Origin of the sequence: Pseudomonas oryzihabitans (assembly GCF_032027545.1) — a bacterium.
Classification (GTDB): domain Bacteria; phylum Pseudomonadota; class Gammaproteobacteria; order Pseudomonadales; family Pseudomonadaceae; genus Chryseomonas; species Chryseomonas oryzihabitans_F.
Map to the genome: position 1 here is coordinate 1 of NZ_JAVSJB010000036.1, position 18,546 is coordinate 18,546.

Sequence of the window (18,546 nt, forward strand, 5' to 3'; positions counted from 1 at the left end):
ATTGACGTGCCCTTGCTCAGGGCCACACAGGCTGTAACCGGAGCGGTTGACCACGTACTGCATGGCGTCGCGAACCGTCGGCTTCATGTTGGCCGGGATGTTCACGTCGATGATCTGGGCCATCAGGTCCCGCTGCTCGGTCTCGGGCACGGTATTGACCAGGGTGTAGCGGCCGTACCGGACCTGGGGCTCTGACACAGCGCCCTTCGGATAGAGATCGGGTTGTAGCAGCTCCGGATTGCGCGAGCTGTCGGGGTCGGGTGTGCTAGGCGCAGGCTACTGCCGGGCACAGCCTGCCAGTGCGACGGCGAAGGCGAGCGGCGAGAGGGTAGTGAGCTTCCAGATCATGTGCGGTGAGGCCCCATTTCGTAGTGGGCTCAAGGTGCCAGTCACCTGTCTGGAAAGCAGGAGATAACCGTATCTGGAGCGAAAGAGGTTAGTCTGGGGCAAAAAAATTCCCGCAGGGGCAGGGGCAGGGGCAGGGGCAGGGGCGAAACTGAGCTTGAAGCTTCACCAAGTATCCTAACCTAGAGGGGAGTCGATTCAGCGACTAATAACTTACGAGTCCAGAAGTGTTATAGAGTTCAACTTTGTCTCAATTGGTCTCGGATGCTTCGAATCTGCTCTGCGACATAATGGGCATCAGCAAGGCGATGCACATCAACATGCAGCACGACCGCTGCCACTCTGTGCTTGGCCGTCACCCGCAGGCCACGGCGGCATCTGGTCCTACTAGGCTCAAAAGATAATTGCAGTTAGGAAATTTCTGCTCCAGTTGCTGCAGAAACGCGCGTTGTGACGCCGTACGGTGTCTCCGTTCATGATGCAAGCACTCCAGTAAGCTGTTTGCAGTTGACGGCCAAGTCTGGTCATCTAGATAGTGTTTTCAAGCGCTGGCCGATCAAGCAAGAAAAAAATCCCCCGCGAGGGCGGGGTAGGTCAGTGGAGAAGCCTCAATGTCGAGTCGGAGCAATGGACTCGAAGTGATGGACCTAGCCGAATCGGTATTGTTCAAAGGTGATCATTGGAATGTACGATGCTAGAGCCTTCCCAGTAGTGATATAAGCCCTGCACTTCCCTAAGACCTCTCCACACCACTGGCGTACGGCTAAGTCCGAGTCCCTTATCGCAGGTCATCAGCAGATCAGCCGCAACGATGGCTTGTTGACCGGCATCGCGGCCCTTATCGAGCTTTAAGGAAAGGCGAATCCTTCTACAGAGGCTAAATGAACAAGTGTAAACCTCTTTCAGGACTAGACACTTAGCGCTAGGCAGCGAAGTGTAGGCAAAAAGGTAGGATTGTTAGAATAAGCCAGGAACCCTGGAAGATCCAGGGGGTGCGTATGCTGAAAAGTTCACCCTTACGCCGAATCAGGTGAACATTGGCGAAACCCGGCGGATAATAGGGGTGACTAAGTTCGGACTGGTCTTTCAGCAAGCTGTCTAACTGATCCTGCCATGCTTTGATGGTCTCGTGCGCGGCGGCAATACCTTTCTGCGCCTCGAAGGCCAACATGGCGCCAAGCAACGCCAGAAATGGAGGCAGGATGATCGTGAAGGGCTGATGCCAGTGTCCGTTGGAGCTGCTTAACGACGAAGCGTATGCGATCATCAGAAAAGCTTGACAGGAAAACAAGGCGTTAAGTCTGCCCAGAAGCAGGCCGCTCTCGTGGCGTATTTCGTCGCGGTAGTAGGAAATCGTCATCTGGAATCCATCGGTGTTCATCCGTTGCTGCCTCTCTGAACTTTGCGGTGTCATAGCGCTTCGAGTGTTTAGGATCGAGGGACGTTCGCCGAACCATTGCGCATCGGGCCAACACTTGCCGCAATCTCTGCGTCGCAGGTTTTGGTAAACGGCAATGAACCTTCGGCTACCGTTCCCTTCGAATGAGACAGCGCTATCTTTATAGTGAGATTGGCTTTCTCACTGGCAGACCTACCCGCCGTCCATAATCGCAGGTAGGTCTGCATTGGAGGCTCTATTGAGGTGGGACAAAGGTGCAGGCAGATGGTCAGGTCGACTATGAATGAAACGAATGGAACGTGTCGTGATCAGCTAGACCGTGAGCGTGAGGGGCTTACATGTGGACGTCGCTCCTTCATTAATGGAGCGCTTTGCTTAGGCGCCGTTATGGTGGGTGGCGCAGCGGCTGCTGCGGGCTCCACCCACAATGAACGGGCGGACTACCGCCCACGGTTACACTACGTGCCTCCCACTGGCTTTATGAACGACCCCAATGGCCTGGTATTCTTTGCCGGGGAATACCATCTTTATTACCAGTACAATCCTGCCGCCTCAATCATGGGTAACGTCCACTGGGGCCATGCGGTCAGCACCGATTTGCTCAATTGGCGGACCCTGCCTACGACCCTAGCGCCCACGCTGGCAGGGCTGGTATTCAGCGGCAGCGCCGTGGTTGACCACCACAATACCAGCGGCTTTTTCTCCGATGGCGGAGGTGGCATCGTCGCCATTTACACCCGCGCCGCCGCGGATCTGCAGACCCAGGAGATCGCCTTCAGTGGCGACGCCGGGCGGACTCTGACGCCCTATGGGCATAATCCGGTGATAGATCGCCAATCCAGTCAGTTTCGTGATCCCAAGGTGTTCTGGCATGCGCCAGACGAGCGCTGGATCTTGGTGGTGGTCGAGGCACGCAGGCACCAGGTGCTGTTCTATGGCTCTGCCGATCTGAAGGCTTGGACGTTGCTGGGCGAATTTGGCCATGCCGGCTTGCTGGGGGTGGACTACGAGTGCCCTGACCTGGTATGCCTGCCCGTGGAGGGCGGTGGCGAGCGCTGGGTGCTGATCGTTTCCATCAACCCGGGGGCGCCACTCGGCGGTAGCGCAGTGCAATATTTCGTCGGCGAGTTCGATGGCAAGACCTTCGTCGCCGAGGATGCGGTCACCCGGCTGATGGATTTCGGCAAGGACTTTTACGCCTTTCAGACCTTCGCCAACGTGAGGGAAACCATCGGTATCGCCTGGATGAGCAATTGGCAATACGCCAATGATGTGCCGGCCTGGCCCTCGCGTGGCGCCATGACTCTGCCGCGGCGACTCGGCCTGCGCCGGGTGCGTGACGACTGGCGGCTGGTACAGCGTTTTCCCGATCTAACCCCGCAGGTGGCGCGGACTCTAGTGGATGGCACTCGGCCGAGCGGCAGCGGAGTGTTGCTGGAGCAGGCCCTCACCCCGGGTGCCGCGCTGGAGATCCAGTTGCAGGTGGAGTTGCCCAGCGCCGAGTTGTTTACCTTGAGCTTTGTCAACGAGGCCGGGGAGCAGCTCGACGTGGGGATGGACGCCGGTCCTTTCGGCGGGCTGTACATCGACCACCACCGCACACGGGGCTTCGAGCAGCGCTATTTCGTCAAACGGCTTTCGCACGCCAGTTTGCCCGGCACGCGCACGATGGATCTGCACCTGATCCTGGATCGCTCCTCGCTGGAGCTGCTGGGCGAGCAGGGCGCGGCGGCCGCTACGGCGTTGTATTTTGCCAGCGCGCCCTTTTCGCTCCTGCGCTTGGTGGCCGGCGGTGGTCGGGCGCTGGTGCCGCGGCTGCTGATCCGGCACCTTCGCGACATCCCGAGCGCCGCCGGCGGCTGAGGCCGCTGGCGATAACAACACCTTGAAGCACCAGGCTTCGACGAAGCTCAAAAACCAGACAACTCTCAACTGAGGCACGCCTGATGAAATATCAGCCCCAAACTCCACCTGGCACCACCGACCGCCTGGATCCGCAACCGGATCACGGCGAGTCTAGCTATCAGGGCAGTGGCAAGCTGACCGACCGGATCGCCCTCATCACCGGCGGAGACAGCGGTATCGGCCGGGCGGTCGCCATCGCCTATGCCCGCGAGGGCGCGGACGTGCTGATTTCCTACCTGGACGAGCACAATGATGCGCGTGAGACCGCACACTGGGTCGAACAGGCCGGCCGCCGTGCCGTGCTGGTTCCGGGCGACATCCAGGAAGCCAGTCATTGCCGCAGCCTCATCGACCGGACCATCGCTGAATTCGGTCGTCTCGACATCCTGGTCAATAATGCGGCCTATCAGATGGCGCAATCCAGCCTGGAGGACGTGTCGGACGAGGAGTGGTCACGGACCATGAGGACCAACCTCGACGCCATGTTCTACCTAAGCAAAGCAGCGCTGCCGCACCTCAAGCGTGGCGCCTCGATTCTCAACACCACTTCAGTGAATTCGAGCATCGCCCCGCCCTTTCTGGTGGCCTACTCGGCGACCAAGGCGGGCATCGCCAATTTCACCGCCAGCCTTGGGCAACTCGTGGCCGAACGCGGCATTCGGGTCAACTGTGTGGCGCCGGGTCCGATCTGGACCCCACTGATTCCTGCCACCATGCAGCGCGAGCAGGTCGAAAGCTTTGGCGCCCAGGTACCGATGAAACGCCCCGGGCAGCCAGCTGAGGTAGCGCCAGTTTTTGTCTTTCTGGCTTCCGACGCGGCGAGTTACGTAACTGGTGCGCGTTACGAGGTCACTGGTGGCGTGCCTATGCTGTAGCCAGCACATCCCCGGAATGTCATCCGGGGGCCGTACCTCATGAGTTGCCCTGCAGGCGTTTTCGCCCTGCATCGCGAGCGAGGGTCCGCCATTCGTCATGCCAATGGATCACCAATCATAAGCCTATCGTTTTCCTTTCCGCTGGACATTAGCCAGTCCACCACCTGCCCGGAACTACAACGAAGATGTGCACTGATTCGCCGAAGTAGACATGGATGCCATTGAGGTCTTCGAAGCCACGGTCGATCCTCCGGGACTTGTTGCGCACGCCGCCTTTCGACGCTTAAATGATGTGCATCAGTACAGCACAACCGCTGGTCCGCATCTTGAACACTAGACTTTTTCTGAAAATTTGATATGCCAGAAGTTGATACAGGCCCGAGTGAACATCGTCTTCAGCTGCTGGCTAGCTCTAATTGAGGTTGGTGGTGGCGGTGCAGGATGAATAGGGCGGCCGTAGATAAGCCAAGACCGAGGATTGCCTCAAAAAATGGCGCAGAAGCAACCGTTGTCCAGCATACGACGCACTTTGGAATAGTGGTGATCCAATTACGTCCGGGCGAGTTTTGGAGCGGTGTGATGCCAAGCGAGGCGAGTTTGGGGATAGCCGTGCAGCAGGACGGGCTCTGGCCGCTAATCCCTCCGCTGAACGCGGCGATGGGTTCTCTTGGCGGATCGACTCAAAGTCCAGGAAATTTGACCCAATCATGGCTGGCGATTCTGCAGCCGGTCGGCAAAGGTGGCCAGGCTTTAATCGAAGCGAGGCGCCTCTGTTAAGAACGGCACGTGCGTCAAATCAGCGTAGCGCGTAACCGTGACGCGTGAATTCAGCGCCTGGGCCCGGATGATGGATGCCTCCTGCCGCTCTAGGACGCCTTTTCTCTATAGAGAAGAGCTCTCCCGCCATTTCTGCGCTCGGGCGGTCGGATAGGTCAGACTCAAAAGTAGGATCATAGATAAGCAGACACAAATGACTGATGTTGGCTTTCCGAAATGGGCAATCCCGGATCTCAGGGCTAACATCAGTGTCAGGGAGTCGCTGCTTGTCATGAGATATGCCTCTTGCCACCTATTGCTTCGGACCGCCGAAATGACCGCATTCACACCTTCGCTCAGCATCGGCGAATTGGCTACCGGTACCGAGGTAAGCGTGTGCTTGCCACGTCACTACGGAGGCCAGGGTGTACTTGTCGCCGGACAATGCGCCAACGGTTACCGCCACGTTTCAGTTAACGCGGTGGCCCAGGTCGGATAGCTGCAGCGGCTGTTCGACAGGGCTCAAGCCTTCCCTAAGACCTAAGCTGCGCAGCGCGGGCGCCTGGAAGGCCTGGAGCGCCAGATCGGTGAATTGGAGAGCCGGCGCACCCGCCTGCAGCGGACGTTTCGAGGGAGCGAAGTGCCACCGGCCTAGCCAGCACAATAAGATACCGAAACCCCGACGGAGATTGCGGGTCGCCCGCTCTAGATTCGGCCTACGGGAAGGACACGGCCTGTCGCAGCAGCGAGTTTCTGCAGTTTCTCGTCCTTGAGGGAGCAAATGGATGATCGGCGCCCGGATGAGAATAGCCACCATAGCGCTGCAGCTCGAGTAGCATTGCTGTTCCAACCGGGAGAAACGCCGACGTAAAGAACCGATGGAGGGTCCTTCTATCAGCGTCGCCAAAACGGAAATGTAAATGCCGAACAGAGCCAGGATTGAAGAAACGTACCCGCTTCAGCGACTAACTATCAAGCTGCAGGGCACCCAGCACTCCCGCCCGGCTAAGATCATTAACCAATTAGAGCAAATGATCGCGCGTCTTAAGGCTAGGGAAGTGGCTGAATTCGATTAAAGCTACGATTTATTTTAATCGTTCGAATACACCGACTCGAGGTTGGGGCAATATTTCTTCGATGACGCTGCCGAGCTCGGCTGATAAGCGCGCGAAGTTTCCCCGGCACGCTGCTATTCACTTTACAGTGGTCGAGTTGAGAGGCCTTAGTACCAGATGTTTGTCAGAAACAATGGTAGCCCTACGTATAGATTGATGTACTCCCGCGCTAGATTTTACGGCGAAACTCTCCCATTTGTCACGAAATGGCGCTACATTAACAAAGCCGTACTTGGTCTATAACCAAATGCACGTGCTTTGAAATTAGACTCGATTTCTTCACTGCTGCCATGGAACCACAACTTCTTCTAGTCGTGCCAATAGGTCGCCGCCACTCGAGTAAACCCTCTTAGGCAAGGTGAGATAAACAAAAGCATTGGTAGCGCTCTTTGATAATTCTTAAAAAGGAGGCGGCGCAGACTATGGCAGCTTTTTGCGTTTATTGGAAGTAATTAAATATTAATGCAATTCTGAGGATCCTTAAGGGGGGGTCAATTGGAGTTATAGCTCCCACGCCAGTTGGTACTTTTTTATCTAATAAAGTCGGACTTCACTGCTAAAGTCTCAGCGGAATCGATGTATTTGTCACGAGTGCGTGGCTGGTGGGAGAGAAGTTGATCCTTTAGGGGCCAACTTCTGTAATTCTCAAAGTGTACTGAATGGATACTGAGTAATGATGCGCACTTCGTTGAGGTCTGTCAGCGCGTTCGCATCAGTAGCTCTGGCGGTTGCAGAGCGGACTTGGAAGTTCAGTCCCTTAGCTTTGCCAGACTGCACGACGTAGCGAAGATCTATATCGCGCTCCCATTGCTTCACGTCGTCACCATAGCGGTTCGCGTAAAAATTGTTGGCATGGCTCCCATCGATGTCCCATCCCTTGACGTAGCGAACCATGAAGCTCAATCCAGGGATACCGGCGCCTGCAAAATCATAGTCGTAGCGAATCTGTGCAGACTTCTCATTTGGACCGTTGAAATCGGAGTACTGCACCGAGTTGGCCAGCCACAGTACGCCGTACTGACCTTGAGCACCCTGGTGGTCGAAGGCTTCATCGCCATCCACTTGTTGATACGCCAACTTAATGCGATGGCTGCCATAGCTCAAACCTCCTGCCAAACTCCAGGTGGTATTGGAAATTGTTCCCGCTTTTTCGGTGACTTCACTCAAGGTGCGGTAAAGGTTGAACGCGGTGTCGAACGCCAACTTGTCATTGATGGGCGCCGCGTAAGTGCCACCCACATAGTACTGGTTCCAAACGTCCTCAAGCTGCGATCCGTAGCCAACCAGCGTCAAGCTCTTGGTGGGTTTGTAGGTTACGCCGGCGTAGCGCGCGGAACGCGCGTCGATGCGAGCGTTGGAGTTGGTGAAAGTCAGCCCGATGGGGCTGTCGTGGTCCTGATCGACCCGAGAACTGGCGGCCGTGAAGTAACCGCTGTCCAGAGTGACGTCTTTGAACTCGTTACTCTGCAGGGTGAAACCGGTATAGCTCTGAGGTAGCAGTCGGCTATCCGAATAGTTGAACACCGGGTTCACAGGTTGCTGGCTACCGTATTTAAGCACTGTATTGGAGATGCGCATCTTTACCACCGGGTTGACGCGGGTCTGAATGCTCTGCACATGACCATCGCTACCCACCGGCATGAGCCCCGACCCTGTGCGGCCCGGGCCACCGTCCAATTCCTGTGCGAAATAGCCTTGCAGGTCCAGGCCAAAACCGACAGTACCCGTGGTATAGCCGGAGCGGTAGTTGAGCATCAACGCATGCGCCCATTCTTCTACATAGTTTTGAGTACCGGGCGCGCGGTTCAAAAAGTTGCGATAGAAATAGAAGTTTCGATACAGCAAATCCAACTTCGAATCGTCGACGAACCCTTTGCTATTTGCCTGCGCGGACTCTTCTGCCATTGCCGTCAATGGGAGGGCAATAGAGAGTGTAAGTAGGGCGATCTTTTTCATCTGTGTGCTCCGATAAATGGGTCGGCAGAAGGAGAATGCATTGCACTGTGCTCGAGTATTTTTATAGGCACAGCGAGAAGAACCGCCACTGGCTTATTGTTAGAATTCAGCAAGAACGACTAGAGCAATCAGTACACTGGCTAGCAGGGTCAGCGTTACGGCGAAGGGCCTGTTCCAAACAAGCGCGGCACGCCGGGAACTCACGCCACACAAAGACCCCGTAATCAGATTCATCGCACTGATGGGCGAGATCGATATCGCCACGGCCCAAGCCACTGCCAGCGTCAGGGCAAGAGCCATGGGGTAGTGCTGGCCCAGTGGACTGTTACCTAGTAACTGGGCAGCCATGACTACCACGATCGAATTGGGGATGCAGCACGCGGCCACCAGCGGGATTACCACCAAGCAGAGCAACAATGCAGGCAGTATCGGGATATCTCCCACGGCCAAGCTTTGCCAGCCAGGCAATGTCTGCACCAGCATCGACAAGCCAGCACCCAGTACGTTGGCACCCATAAACATTGCACTTTCAGAGCGCAGATTACTGAGCCCATCGATGGTGCTACACACCTCCTGCCGCAGGCTGGTGGGCTCGCCTGCCTCCTCCAGAATGAGCCAGCCGAGCGCAAGTAGCGGCACCACGGCAACCGAAGCCAAGGTGAAGCTGATGTCCAGCCAGCGGTGAATGCCCATCACGATGAGTAGCAGCAAAACGCAGATGGCAAGGGTGCCAATCAATGGCCCCTTCGTTGGTGCAGAAACCGGAGGCTCGCGGTAAAAAGGCACCTTTGCTGCAAGGGGCAGCATCGGCCACTTCGCGGTGATCAGTATTGCCAAGGTCGTGAACCCCAGCGCCGCTAACAGAAACCGTAGTGGCTCAAGGGTCGGTATACCCGTAGTGACAATGGCGAACCCCAAGCCAATCGGAGACCAGATAGACACCAATACCGCACCACGCATGGCGGCTACTACCATGGCGTTGGATGCGCTGCCGTTAGGCGCCTTGCTCGAACCAAGATGCTTGCTCAAATCGCCAATCATGGTGATCACACCGACGTTGAACAGCAGGCTCAAAAAGTGTGCGCCCACATTGGTCGCGGTGTAACGGGTGCTGGGCGGATATACCAGCAGGTAGCGGGCCGCTTCACGGACAAACGGAGAGCGCCGTACTGGATGGCGCAACATGCCCAGCACCATCATCAGTGCTGCGAACGCTGCGCCTTGCTCCAGCGAGCGCGCCAGTGAATCGAGTTTGTCTGGGAATTTGATGGCGACCAAGACCGCCATCAACACCGCGCCAACACAGAACAAACGAGCGAGCTTCAATAATTGCCCCCATTGCAGCAGGCAGCCGAGCACAGCAAGGCCAGCGGCCACCAGCGACAGGTCGGGCCAGCCGCCTACCGCGCCACAAACCAGCAGGCAAATCATTAGAAGTTGCAACCCGTTGACCGGTGAGATGCCCATTGCCCATTTATCCTATTGGTCAGATGTATCGAACGTCAGCGCTGCGCAGGCGGCAGTGATGCGGCTCAGAGCCTCACGAAGTTCGTCCATTGAGGTGGCGTACGAGATACGGAAGTACGGAGAAAGACCAAACGCGGCACCGGGCACCATCGCCACATGGGACGTTTCAAGAATCCAACTACAGAACTCACGATCAGAACCAATCAAGTCACCTTGGGGGGTACGCGCACCGATAACTCCCGAGCAACTGGCAAAGGTGTAGAACGCGCCCTCCGGAACCCGGCAATCGATTCCTGGTATGGCGTTCAAGGCAGCGACGACGAAGTCCCTTCTCTCGCGAAAGTTTTCGGCACGTTCCAGGAGCACTTCTTGCGGGCCGTTCAGCGCTTCCACTGCAGCGGCCTGGGCAATGGACGTCGGGTTTGACGTGGCTTGGCTCTGGACCACAGACATGGCATGGATTAGCGGTGCGGGACCAGCTCCATAGCCGATGCGCCAGCCTGTCATGGCGTAAGCCTTGGACACGCCGTTGACGATCAAGCAACGGCTACGCAAGCGGGGTTCAATTTCAAGCGGTGTCACGAACGGGAAATTGTCGTAGACAATGTGTTCGTAGATGTCGTCAGACATCAGCCACACATGCGGTGCATCCAGCAGCACGTCAAGCAGCGGCCGATAGTCTTGCTCACGGTACGCCGCCCCTGTGGGGTTGGAAGGCGAGTTGAGCATCAACCAGCGCGTGCGCGGGCTGATTGCAGCTTTGAGTTGCTTGGCCTGAAGACGAAAGCCTGATGCGCCGTCACAGGGGATCAGCACCGGAACGCCACCGGCAATTTCCACGATTGCGGAATAAGTGGTCCAGTACGGCGTGGGGATGATGACCTCATCGCCAGGATTAAGCGTTGCCATCATTGCGTTATAGATGACCTGCTTGGCACCGCAGGCAATGCTGATCTCGGCAGGGCTGAACTCAAGGCCACTGTCTCGCTGATACTTGGCGGCGACTGCAGCCTTGAGCGCGGGCGTGCCGTCGAGCACCGTGTATTTGGTATCGCCTTCCATGATCGCTGCTACCGCAGCGGCCTTGATATTGTCGGGCGTATCGAAATCCGGTTCGCCGGCACCCAGTATGATCACTGGGTGACCTTCGCGCTTGAGCGTAGCGGCGCGAGCGCCGATACGCAGGATTTCGGATACGTTGAGCGTGGCCAGTCGTCGCGCCGAGGCAAAGCTGCCTGGCGCCGATGTGCATGCATGATTCATAGCGTTCTCCTGAAGAGTCGAAGCCTGACTCTTCTCAAACCACACGATTTTTAAGAGCGGTGTCACCGGCCCACAGCCGGTCCAGGTTCTCTGCCAGGATGGCGAGTACGTTCAGTTCATAACGACGGGTTTCGCCCGCGGCATGAGGGGTGACAACGACATTGGGGATGCCCCAGAGCTTGTTACACGCAGCCAGCGGTTCGACTTGCATCACGTCCAGGCCGGCCCCCGCCAGACGGCCTTCATCCAGTGCATCGATCAAGGCTGATTCATCGACACAACCGCCGCGGGCAACGTTGATCAAAATGGCGGTGGGCCTGAACACTTCCAGCGCATCGCGATCGATCAAGTTGCGGGTTTCGTCAGTCAGCGGGCAGCTGAGTACCACCACGTCAGCGCGCGGCAGCTGTGTTTTGAGGTCTTCGAAACCATGCACTTCGTGAGCGTCACCGGCGCCCATAGCCGGGTTCCGCCGCACGCCGATTACATGCATGTCGAAGGCGCGGGCAAGGCGGGCGATACGGTTACCGATGTTGCCGGTGCCCACGATCAGCATGGTTTTGCCGGGCATCTCATCTTCGCGTTGCATCGGGTCGCGTTGCTCGGGACGCCAGACCTGTTGATGCTGGTTGTCTCGGGCATAAGCGATCCTACGAGTGATGGAGAGCATCAGCGCGATCGCGTGCTCCGACACAGCGTTCATGTTCACTCCCGAACCGCTGGCCAGCAGAATGCCGCGCTCCTTGAAGGTTTCCAGATCATATTGGTTGGTGCCCGCGCTGACTGACTGCAGGTATTTGAGTCGTGGGGCATGTTCAAGCAGTTCGTTCTTCCACAGGCCGGAGGCGATCAGCACATCAGCTTCAGGTAAGCGCGCCTTGAGGTCTTCGTAGTTGGACACCTGAAAGCAATCCAGGCCAAGGCCCATCTTTTCGAAGATCGGCTTCATGTCATAAGCGCCGTGGGCGAAGCACAGGCGGATCTTTTCACGGGCGGGAATCAACAGAGGAGTGGTGGACATTACAGTTTCCTTTTTGACAAATTCAGGGCAAAGGGAACCCGCGGAGGCGCAGAAGCGCTCCCGGGCAACGAAATAAAAGTTATCGGTGTGGTGCTTAGTGAAACCGTGTGGCCGAGAAAGGCGTTATATCGATCGGTGGTGCTCGACCCGCAAAAATACTGGCCACGATCTCACCGGTCATGGGGCCGCTAGCCAAGCCAACATGGCCATGACCAAAGGCATAGACAATATCGGGGGTGGCTGATGCCTGCGCGATAACGGGGAGTCCATCCGGCGTAGAAGGCCGATGGCCTAACCACTTCTTGATCTCCAGTTGCTCGCGACCTTGGTTCAGGCCGGGATATGTTTGCAGCAGGTGATGCAAGAGAATGTCAGCGCGCCGCCAATTCGCCGGTGTGTCGATGCTGGCTAATTCGACTTGCCCCGAGGCACGTAGCCCTGAACGGGTCAGGGTGTTGGCCATCTTGCCATCCGAAGGCATGATGGGGATTCGCGGAGCGCGATGCGGCAGGGCAACCTGCACATGATAGCCGCGTTCGCTTTCCAGCAATACATGATCCCCAGCCAGAGCCGCGAGCGCCTTGGAATGGACACCTGCTGCAATGACCGCACCGTCGCAATGAACCATGCCATGGTCGGTGGAAACGCCCAGCAGACGACCCGATTCAATATGGAATGATTGCGCTTTGGCCTTGACCAATTTGGCTCCAAGCGTTGTGGCACTGTTCACTAGGCCCTGAACATAACTGCCGGGTTCAAGGCAGTGTCCACCCGACTCTACTAGGATGCCAAAGGTGTAACGCTTACATAGATCCGGCTCCATAGCCTGGAGAGTTGGACCGTCCAGCTCCGTCCACTGCACTCCGTTTTCGAGTCGTAGCTGCCAGGCCAGCGCTTCTTGTGCAAAGGCTTGGCGATCGGGGTAAACGTAGAGCAAACCTTGCTGCCGAATGAGCTCCGAGAGACCATTAGCTGCTGCCAGCGCCTGGTGCCGCGCCGGTGCGCTGGCCAGCAGGCCAGACAGGATCCGTGCGGTACACGCTACTTTGCTGCGGGTGGCACCGGCATTTACGAAACGAACGAGCCAAGGCGCGAGCTTGAGTAAGAAACGCCAACGGATGGTGAACGGGCCATTTGGGTCCAGCAGATAGCCAGGCACTTTCTTCCACAGGCCGGGCATGGACATCGGAATGATCGAAGCCGGGCTGAGAAATGCACCGTTGCCATAGCTGGCGGCTTGTTCGCCGCCAGGCTGCCGTGGCTCTATGATAGTCACTTGAAACCCATCCTTGATCAGAGCCAGCGCAGTGCATGCGCCTACAATTCCACTGCCGATCACTGCGATATGGCGAGAAGTCGATTGCGTCACTTGAAGGCTCTCCTGGATGCATCCGTTATGGTCGAGCGGTCCACGGCCCGATCGGATATGTGTGAGCTGTTCATCGTTCCGCCATAATCCGTGCGTTGCCGCGCAGTGATGCGTCGCTGACCGAGATGCCCAATCCGGGGCCTGTAGGGACGATGACAGCGCCAACGCGATTAGGGATACGCTGCTCCAGTACATCTTCGGTGAGCACATGGTGCGGCATATTGAATTCGCAGCCCAAAGACATGTTCGGCGTTGCAGCGATGAATTGGGTACCCGCTGCCAACGCTATGCCGCCTTCCCACAGTGTTCCGCCGTACCCCGGCAGGTGAGCTGTGCCGGCAATCGCCATCAAGCCCTGTGCTTTAAGGATCCCGCCGACCTTCATCAGTTTTACCGAGATGGCATCTGCCGCGTGGAGGCGGATGATTTCCATCAGATCTCGGGCATCGAAGCAGCTTTCGTCGGCCAAAATTGGCGTGTCCAGCGCGTCGGCGAATGAGGCCATGGCGCTCAGACATTCACGTGGTACGGGCTGCTCGATGAACGTAGGGCGGAAGCGGTCAACGTCACGCAGCACATTGATCGCACCGAAGGGCTTGAGTGCTTGGTTGTAGTCCAGTCGCAGGTCAATGGTGTCACCGAACTCGCTGCGCATGGCTTCCAGGTGCGCCATATCTTCGGCGTGGCTCTTGACGCCGGTCTTGACCTTGAAGATGCGATTTCCGGCAGGCACCATCTCGCGCATCCTTGCCATATCGGCGTCGAAGTCCGGGTCGGCGATCGAGAATGATAGTGGGATGCTGTCGCGGACTCGACCGCCCAGCAAATCGGCGACCGACATCCCGCAGGATTTACCGAGGATGTCGAACATTGCTGTTTCTATGGCCAGCTTGGCTTCTCCATGCCCCAACAGAATGGAATCCATTGCCAAGGTCGTCTTGCGTATCGAGCGCACCGAGGCGCCGATCACCACCGGCCGAAGGTAAGTGTCGATCGCGGCGAAGGCGCCTTCTGCCGTACCGGTGAAGACTTCCCAAGGGGCCGCCTCGCCCCAGCCTACAATGCCGGAGCTAGAAGTCAGCTCCACCAGCACACGCTTCACGCTGCCCCTCACATTGCCGACACCCTGCAAGCGTGCCATTTTGATGGGGCTTTCGATCAGAAACACACGCAGCCGCTGTATGCTTTCATTTTCCATGGTCAAGACTTCCTTGCACGACGACGCACAGGGTGCGTCGTTCGTATGTAGTTGGATTGCCTGAGGGCACTCAGCGGCCGGTATTGGCCTTGTGGTAATGGTTGAGGAAGGAACGTGTAGCCTCTTCCCTCGGGTTGTCGATGGTCTGGTGCGCAGGTCCGTCTTCGATAACGTAGCCATCGCGCATGAACACAACTCGGTCTGCCACGTCGCGGGCAAAGGCGATCTCATGGGTAACGATAACCATGGTCATGCCATCTGCCGCCAGCTTCTGCATCGTGGCGAGCACTTCTCCGACCAATTCCGGGTCTAGGGCGGAGGTCGCTTCATCGAACAGCATCACCTCAGGCTCCATGGCCAACGCTCGGGCGATGGCCACACGTTGCATCTGGCCGCCGGATAGGGTCTTAGGCATCTGTAAGGCTCGATCAGCGAGTCCCACTTTTTCCAACTGCGCCATGGCTAAGTCACGAGCAATGTTTCGGGGTATGCGACGTACCTGCACCGGCGCCTCCATCACATTCTCGAGCACGGTCATATGCGGAAAAAGATTGAAGTTCTGGAATACCATCCCCGTCTGAGCTCTGAACGCCGCCAACGCCTTGGTCGCGGGCGGCTTGTGGCCCTGACCGAAGAAGAAGGCGGTGTCACCCACCCGGATCTCGCCATCATCAGGCTCGACCAGCAAGTTGATGGAGCGCAACAAAGTCGACTTGCCGGAGCCCGAGGGGCCAATCAGAGAGACAACGCCCCCTTGTTCGACCTTGAAGTTGATATCCTTCAGCACTTGCAGTGCACCAAAACTCTTGCGCAGGGCGGTGACTTCAATTTTAGGTCTGGTGGCGTTCATTTGCTGACTCCGAATTTCTTCTCGCGGTAACGCACGATCACTGTCAGTGGGAACAGGATGACGAAGTACGCAATGGCCACGGCAGTGTAGGTTTCTAGGGGCCGGAAGCTGTCATGGGCGACCATCTGCCCCTGGTAGACCAGGTCCGGTACGGCTAGCACAGAAACTAGGGAGGTATTCTTGAACTGCATGATTGACTGATTCATCAGCGCCGGGATCATGCGCCGCATCGCCTGGGGCAGAATGATCCGCCGCATGGTCAAGGCAGGTGTCATACCCAGCGCACGACCTGCCTCATGTTGGCCCGGATCGATCGAGATGATGCCGCCGCGAATGATTTCCGCAAAGAAAGCGCCGCCGTAACAAGACAGCGCAAAAAGCGACGCGCTGATGGGTGTCATCTCGATGCCTGCAAGAATCGGCAGTGCGTAGTAGAACCAGATCAACTGCACTAGCACCGGGGTACAGCGGAAGATCTCGGTAAACATTAGGGCGAGTGCCCTAATCGGAGCAAACCGAGATAGCAGCCCCATGGCCGCCAGCAAACCTATGACCATACCGCCGATAATAATTGCCACCGTGAACGAAACGGTCAGCCCAAGCCCCTGCAGAAATAGCCAGCGGTATTCCCAAAGCACGGAGAAATCCCACGTGTACATACCCGAAACCTCACATCCAAATAACGACGTCAGAGCACATCGATGATGTGACGGGCATGATCAAATTTCAAAGCCTGCGGGGAAGTCTTTCTCCGTGACACCCATTAGCTCCATGTTGCGAATGATCGCCGAACGAATAAATCCGTTGTCGCGATGGGTGGTAACCCAAGCGTCAACGAAGTCGCGCCAAGAGGTGTCCTCTTCACGCCGAAAGCCAGCGTTGGACGTAGTGAAGTTCATCGGCGTGGGCACGATAAGCTCGCCAATCGAAGAGTTCTTGGAGCGCAGGGTCAATGCCAGCACCATCACCAGGCACTGCACATCTATCCTTCCAGCCTGCAGGGCTGCAGTGGCATCGCTGGCAGTTTTAAGGCGTACGATCTCTGCCTTTGGAGCTAGGCGCGTGACCGCCGAATCATGAGAGGATCCGGCGTCAACACCGATGCGCATGGTCTCGGTATTGAAATCTTCCCAGCTAGCAGCCTTGACGGATTTCTTGGCGATGAACGTGAAGGCGTTTTTGAACACCGGTCCAGAGAAGTCGATGACTTTCTGACGTTCGGGGGTCGGGTTCAGGCCGAAGAATACGTTGATCTTACCGGCCTGCAGATCCAATACCGAGTTGCCCCATGTAGTCTCCAAAATCGACAGCTTGACGCCGAGGTCGTCCGCCAGTTTCTGGCAGATATCGATGTAAAAGCCGCGCCATGGGCCGCCAGTCAAACTTTTCTGGTAATAGGGTGCCCCATCGGCAATTGCGCCGATGGACAACACGCCCGACGCTTTAACGCGCTCTAGTGACGTCGCGTCTTGCGCACTGACTTTCAAAGCGCCCAGACCAGTGGAAGCGCCGATCACAGTCACGCCTAGAAGCTTGGAAAAGTGTCTGCGAGTAATCATGCTGATGTCTCCCCAATGAGCCAAATTCGGATGGTGTACTTCACCGTTATCATGCAGCTTGTTGGGCAGAGAAAAAGATGATCAGTGGATACGTACACGATGATTGCCAACTGGCTAACGTGCGCTCCGAAACGCTTTTTTATGCGGCAGATGACTTCTGCTTGGTTTACTGACGCTGGGCTTGCTGCCTTGCTAGGTCATGCGGAGACCGTGACGTCCCAGCTGTGGCGCTCCATGGGGTGTATTGTTCACATACATCAGGTTTGAACTAAAGCATTGAAAACTCGGTTCGTGATGACTATAAGTCATGAAGAATTTTTGACGAGGTATCTACATGCGCCGGTTCCTCCCCTCACTGTCTGCCCTCCAGGCGTTTGAAGCAGCAGCACGTCACCTGAGCTTCACCCGCGCTGCCGAGGACCTGTTCGTGACCCAAAGCGGCATAAGCCGCCAGATCACCAAACTTGAGCAGATGCTAGGCCTGCTGCTGTTCGAGCGCTCGGGATCCCGGTTGGTCCTGACAGACGCCGGAACCAAGTATTTGAGTGAAGTTGTTTGCACTTTAAACAAGTTAGAGGAAGCTTCTATTGACTTGGTGCGTGGGCGGAAAGCCGACTCGTCGTTGATCGTAGGCGCCAATCCGACGCTGGTATCCCGCTGGCTTGCCCCCCGGTTGAGGAGCTTCGTGCAGACAGCACCGGATGTCCCTGTGGAAATTGGATCCATCGAATCTGATGTGGATTTCAATACCTGTCGGGTCGACATCGCTGTAATGCGTGGGGTAGGGACTTGGGATGCGGCGAGAGCTCAAGAGCTATTCGCCGAGCATTTAGTAGTGGTTGCGTCGCCCAAGTTACTGCCACTGGGCGAAAGATACAACCGGTTGGATTTCTCACAGATACCAAAGCTGCAAAATGCAAGTCGCCCGAGCTTGTGGATCCAATGGCTGAGAGCCTCCGGTTTGATTAACGAAGGAATAATCCAAGGCATGCGCTTCACGCAAAGTGAGATGTTAATAAGTGCCGCCCTCAGCGGGCTTGGCTTGGCCGTTGTACCTATTCATTATGTAGAGCAAGAATTGAAAGCCGGGACTCTACATTTACCTTTTGGCGAACCTGTGCCCTCTGGCGAGTCCTATTGGGTAGTAAGCCCGGAGCGAAAATCCCACAAACCCGATGTGGTTTGTTTTCGAGGATGGTTGATGAGTCAGGCGAGGGGGTTACGACTGTAGTACAGCATGAGACACTGTTGGAGTCGTGTTGAATTGCTCAAAACAGAATTTTTTTTGCGTGCTGGCTAACTTAAAAGCTACATAATGATGTTGAGGTATCTATGGCTGTATCCTCGGCGGGTTAAGTGATCGCCGGTGAATGGAGTTTTACGCTACGTAGTAATTATTTAGACTCGTGATGACTTCTCAAAAGTCCTGAGAGAGGTCCATGATTAGGCGTGTAGTGGTCTATTCATC

General features: G+C 56.6%; 13 protein-coding genes and 1 pseudogene. 3 read left to right on the forward strand and 11 right to left on the reverse strand.

The window, feature by feature from the left end; translation table 11 throughout:
• A pseudogene (locus RND78_RS26530) lies at positions 1–348 on the reverse strand (pilus assembly protein PilL); the annotation flags it as partial.
• 919 nt (positions 349–1,267) lie between these two features.
• Positions 1,268–1,705 carry a hypothetical protein gene (locus tag RND78_RS26535; RefSeq protein WP_312733087.1) on the reverse strand — a complete coding sequence of 146 codons (438 nt, stop codon included), beginning with the start codon at positions 1,703–1,705 and terminating at the stop codon, positions 1,268–1,270.
• A gap of 426 nt (positions 1,706–2,131) precedes the next feature.
• Between RND78_RS26535 and RND78_RS26540 the strand changes: the two genes are divergently transcribed.
• Both RND78_RS26540 and RND78_RS26545 read left to right on the forward strand, forming a co-directional pair.
• The gene (locus tag RND78_RS26540) at positions 2,132–3,607 is read left to right on the forward strand and encodes a glycoside hydrolase family 32 protein (RefSeq protein WP_312733110.1); all 1,476 of its coding nucleotides are present in this window, start codon (positions 2,132–2,134) and stop codon (positions 3,605–3,607) included.
• An 83-nt stretch (positions 3,608–3,690) separates the two neighbouring features.
• Entirely contained in the window at positions 3,691–4,524 is an 834-nt protein-coding gene (locus RND78_RS26545; protein WP_312733089.1) for an SDR family oxidoreductase, read from the forward strand.
• A 2,516-nt stretch (positions 4,525–7,040) separates the two neighbouring features.
• Here the strand turns inward: RND78_RS26545 and RND78_RS26550 are convergent.
• From RND78_RS26550 to RND78_RS26590, 9 genes are all read right to left on the reverse strand, one after another.
• A complete protein-coding gene (locus RND78_RS26550) occupies positions 7,041–8,351 on the reverse strand; it encodes an OprD family porin (protein WP_312733091.1) in 1,311 nt (436 codons plus the stop codon).
• Between the two features lie 99 nt (positions 8,352–8,450).
• Positions 8,451–9,818, reverse strand: a complete 1,368-nt coding sequence (locus RND78_RS26555) for a hypothetical protein (RefSeq protein WP_312733093.1) — start codon at positions 9,816–9,818, stop codon at positions 8,451–8,453.
• A gap of 12 nt (positions 9,819–9,830) precedes the next feature.
• The gene (locus RND78_RS26560; RefSeq protein ID WP_312733095.1) at positions 9,831–11,081 is read right to left on the reverse strand and encodes a pyridoxal phosphate-dependent aminotransferase; all 1,251 of its coding nucleotides are present in this window, start codon (positions 11,079–11,081) and stop codon (positions 9,831–9,833) included.
• A 34-nt stretch (positions 11,082–11,115) separates the two neighbouring features.
• A complete protein-coding gene (locus RND78_RS26565; protein ID WP_312733097.1) occupies positions 11,116–12,102 on the reverse strand; it encodes a D-2-hydroxyacid dehydrogenase in 987 nt (328 codons plus the stop codon).
• A 94-nt stretch (positions 12,103–12,196) separates the two neighbouring features.
• Positions 12,197–13,471: an FAD-binding oxidoreductase gene (locus RND78_RS26570; RefSeq protein ID WP_312733099.1), complete on the reverse strand. Its 1,275-nt coding sequence runs from the start codon at positions 13,469–13,471 to the stop codon at positions 12,197–12,199.
• 70 nt (positions 13,472–13,541) lie between these two features.
• Complete coding sequence (locus RND78_RS26575; RefSeq protein ID WP_312733101.1) at positions 13,542–14,669, reverse strand: enolase C-terminal domain-like protein; 1,128 nt, start codon at positions 14,667–14,669, stop codon at positions 13,542–13,544.
• A gap of 70 nt (positions 14,670–14,739) precedes the next feature.
• A complete protein-coding gene (locus RND78_RS26580; RefSeq protein WP_312733103.1) occupies positions 14,740–15,519 on the reverse strand; it encodes an amino acid ABC transporter ATP-binding protein in 780 nt (259 codons plus the stop codon).
• Positions 15,516–16,178: an amino acid ABC transporter permease gene (locus RND78_RS26585; RefSeq protein ID WP_312733104.1), complete on the reverse strand. Its 663-nt coding sequence runs from the start codon at positions 16,176–16,178 to the stop codon at positions 15,516–15,518. Before RND78_RS26585 ends, RND78_RS26580 begins: the two co-directional genes overlap by 4 nt.
• Before the next feature lie 60 nt (positions 16,179–16,238).
• Positions 16,239–17,078, reverse strand: a complete 840-nt coding sequence (locus RND78_RS26590; protein WP_312733106.1) for a transporter substrate-binding domain-containing protein — start codon at positions 17,076–17,078, stop codon at positions 16,239–16,241.
• A 334-nt stretch (positions 17,079–17,412) separates the two neighbouring features.
• Between RND78_RS26590 and RND78_RS26595 the strand changes: the two genes are divergently transcribed.
• A complete protein-coding gene (locus RND78_RS26595) occupies positions 17,413–18,309 on the forward strand; it encodes a LysR substrate-binding domain-containing protein (RefSeq protein ID WP_312733108.1) in 897 nt (298 codons plus the stop codon).
• Positions 18,310–18,546 lie beyond the last annotated feature (237 nt).

Coding starts and splice junctions, on each gene's coding strand:
- RND78_RS26535 (WP_312733087.1), bottom strand. CDS start 1,705: ATGACGATTTCCTACTACCGCGACGAAATACGCCACGAGAGCGGCCTG.
- RND78_RS26540 (WP_312733110.1), top strand. CDS start 2,132: ATGGTGGGTGGCGCAGCGGCTGCTGCGGGCTCCACCCACAATGAACGG.
- RND78_RS26545 (WP_312733089.1), top strand. CDS start 3,691: ATGAAATATCAGCCCCAAACTCCACCTGGCACCACCGACCGCCTGGAT.
- RND78_RS26550 (WP_312733091.1), bottom strand. CDS start 8,351: ATGAAAAAGATCGCCCTACTTACACTCTCTATTGCCCTCCCATTGACG.
- RND78_RS26555 (WP_312733093.1), bottom strand. CDS start 9,818: ATGGGCATCTCACCGGTCAACGGGTTGCAACTTCTAATGATTTGCCTG.
- RND78_RS26560 (WP_312733095.1), bottom strand. CDS start 11,081: ATGAATCATGCATGCACATCGGCGCCAGGCAGCTTTGCCTCGGCGCGA.
- RND78_RS26565 (WP_312733097.1), bottom strand. CDS start 12,102: ATGTCCACCACTCCTCTGTTGATTCCCGCCCGTGAAAAGATCCGCCTG.
- RND78_RS26575 (WP_312733101.1), bottom strand. CDS start 14,669: ATGGAAAATGAAAGCATACAGCGGCTGCGTGTGTTTCTGATCGAAAGC.
- RND78_RS26580 (WP_312733103.1), bottom strand. CDS start 15,519: ATGAACGCCACCAGACCTAAAATTGAAGTCACCGCCCTGCGCAAGAGT.
- RND78_RS26585 (WP_312733104.1), bottom strand. CDS start 16,178: ATGTACACGTGGGATTTCTCCGTGCTTTGGGAATACCGCTGGCTATTT.
- RND78_RS26590 (WP_312733106.1), bottom strand. CDS start 17,078: ATGATTACTCGCAGACACTTTTCCAAGCTTCTAGGCGTGACTGTGATC.
- RND78_RS26595 (WP_312733108.1), top strand. CDS start 17,413: ATGCGCCGGTTCCTCCCCTCACTGTCTGCCCTCCAGGCGTTTGAAGCA.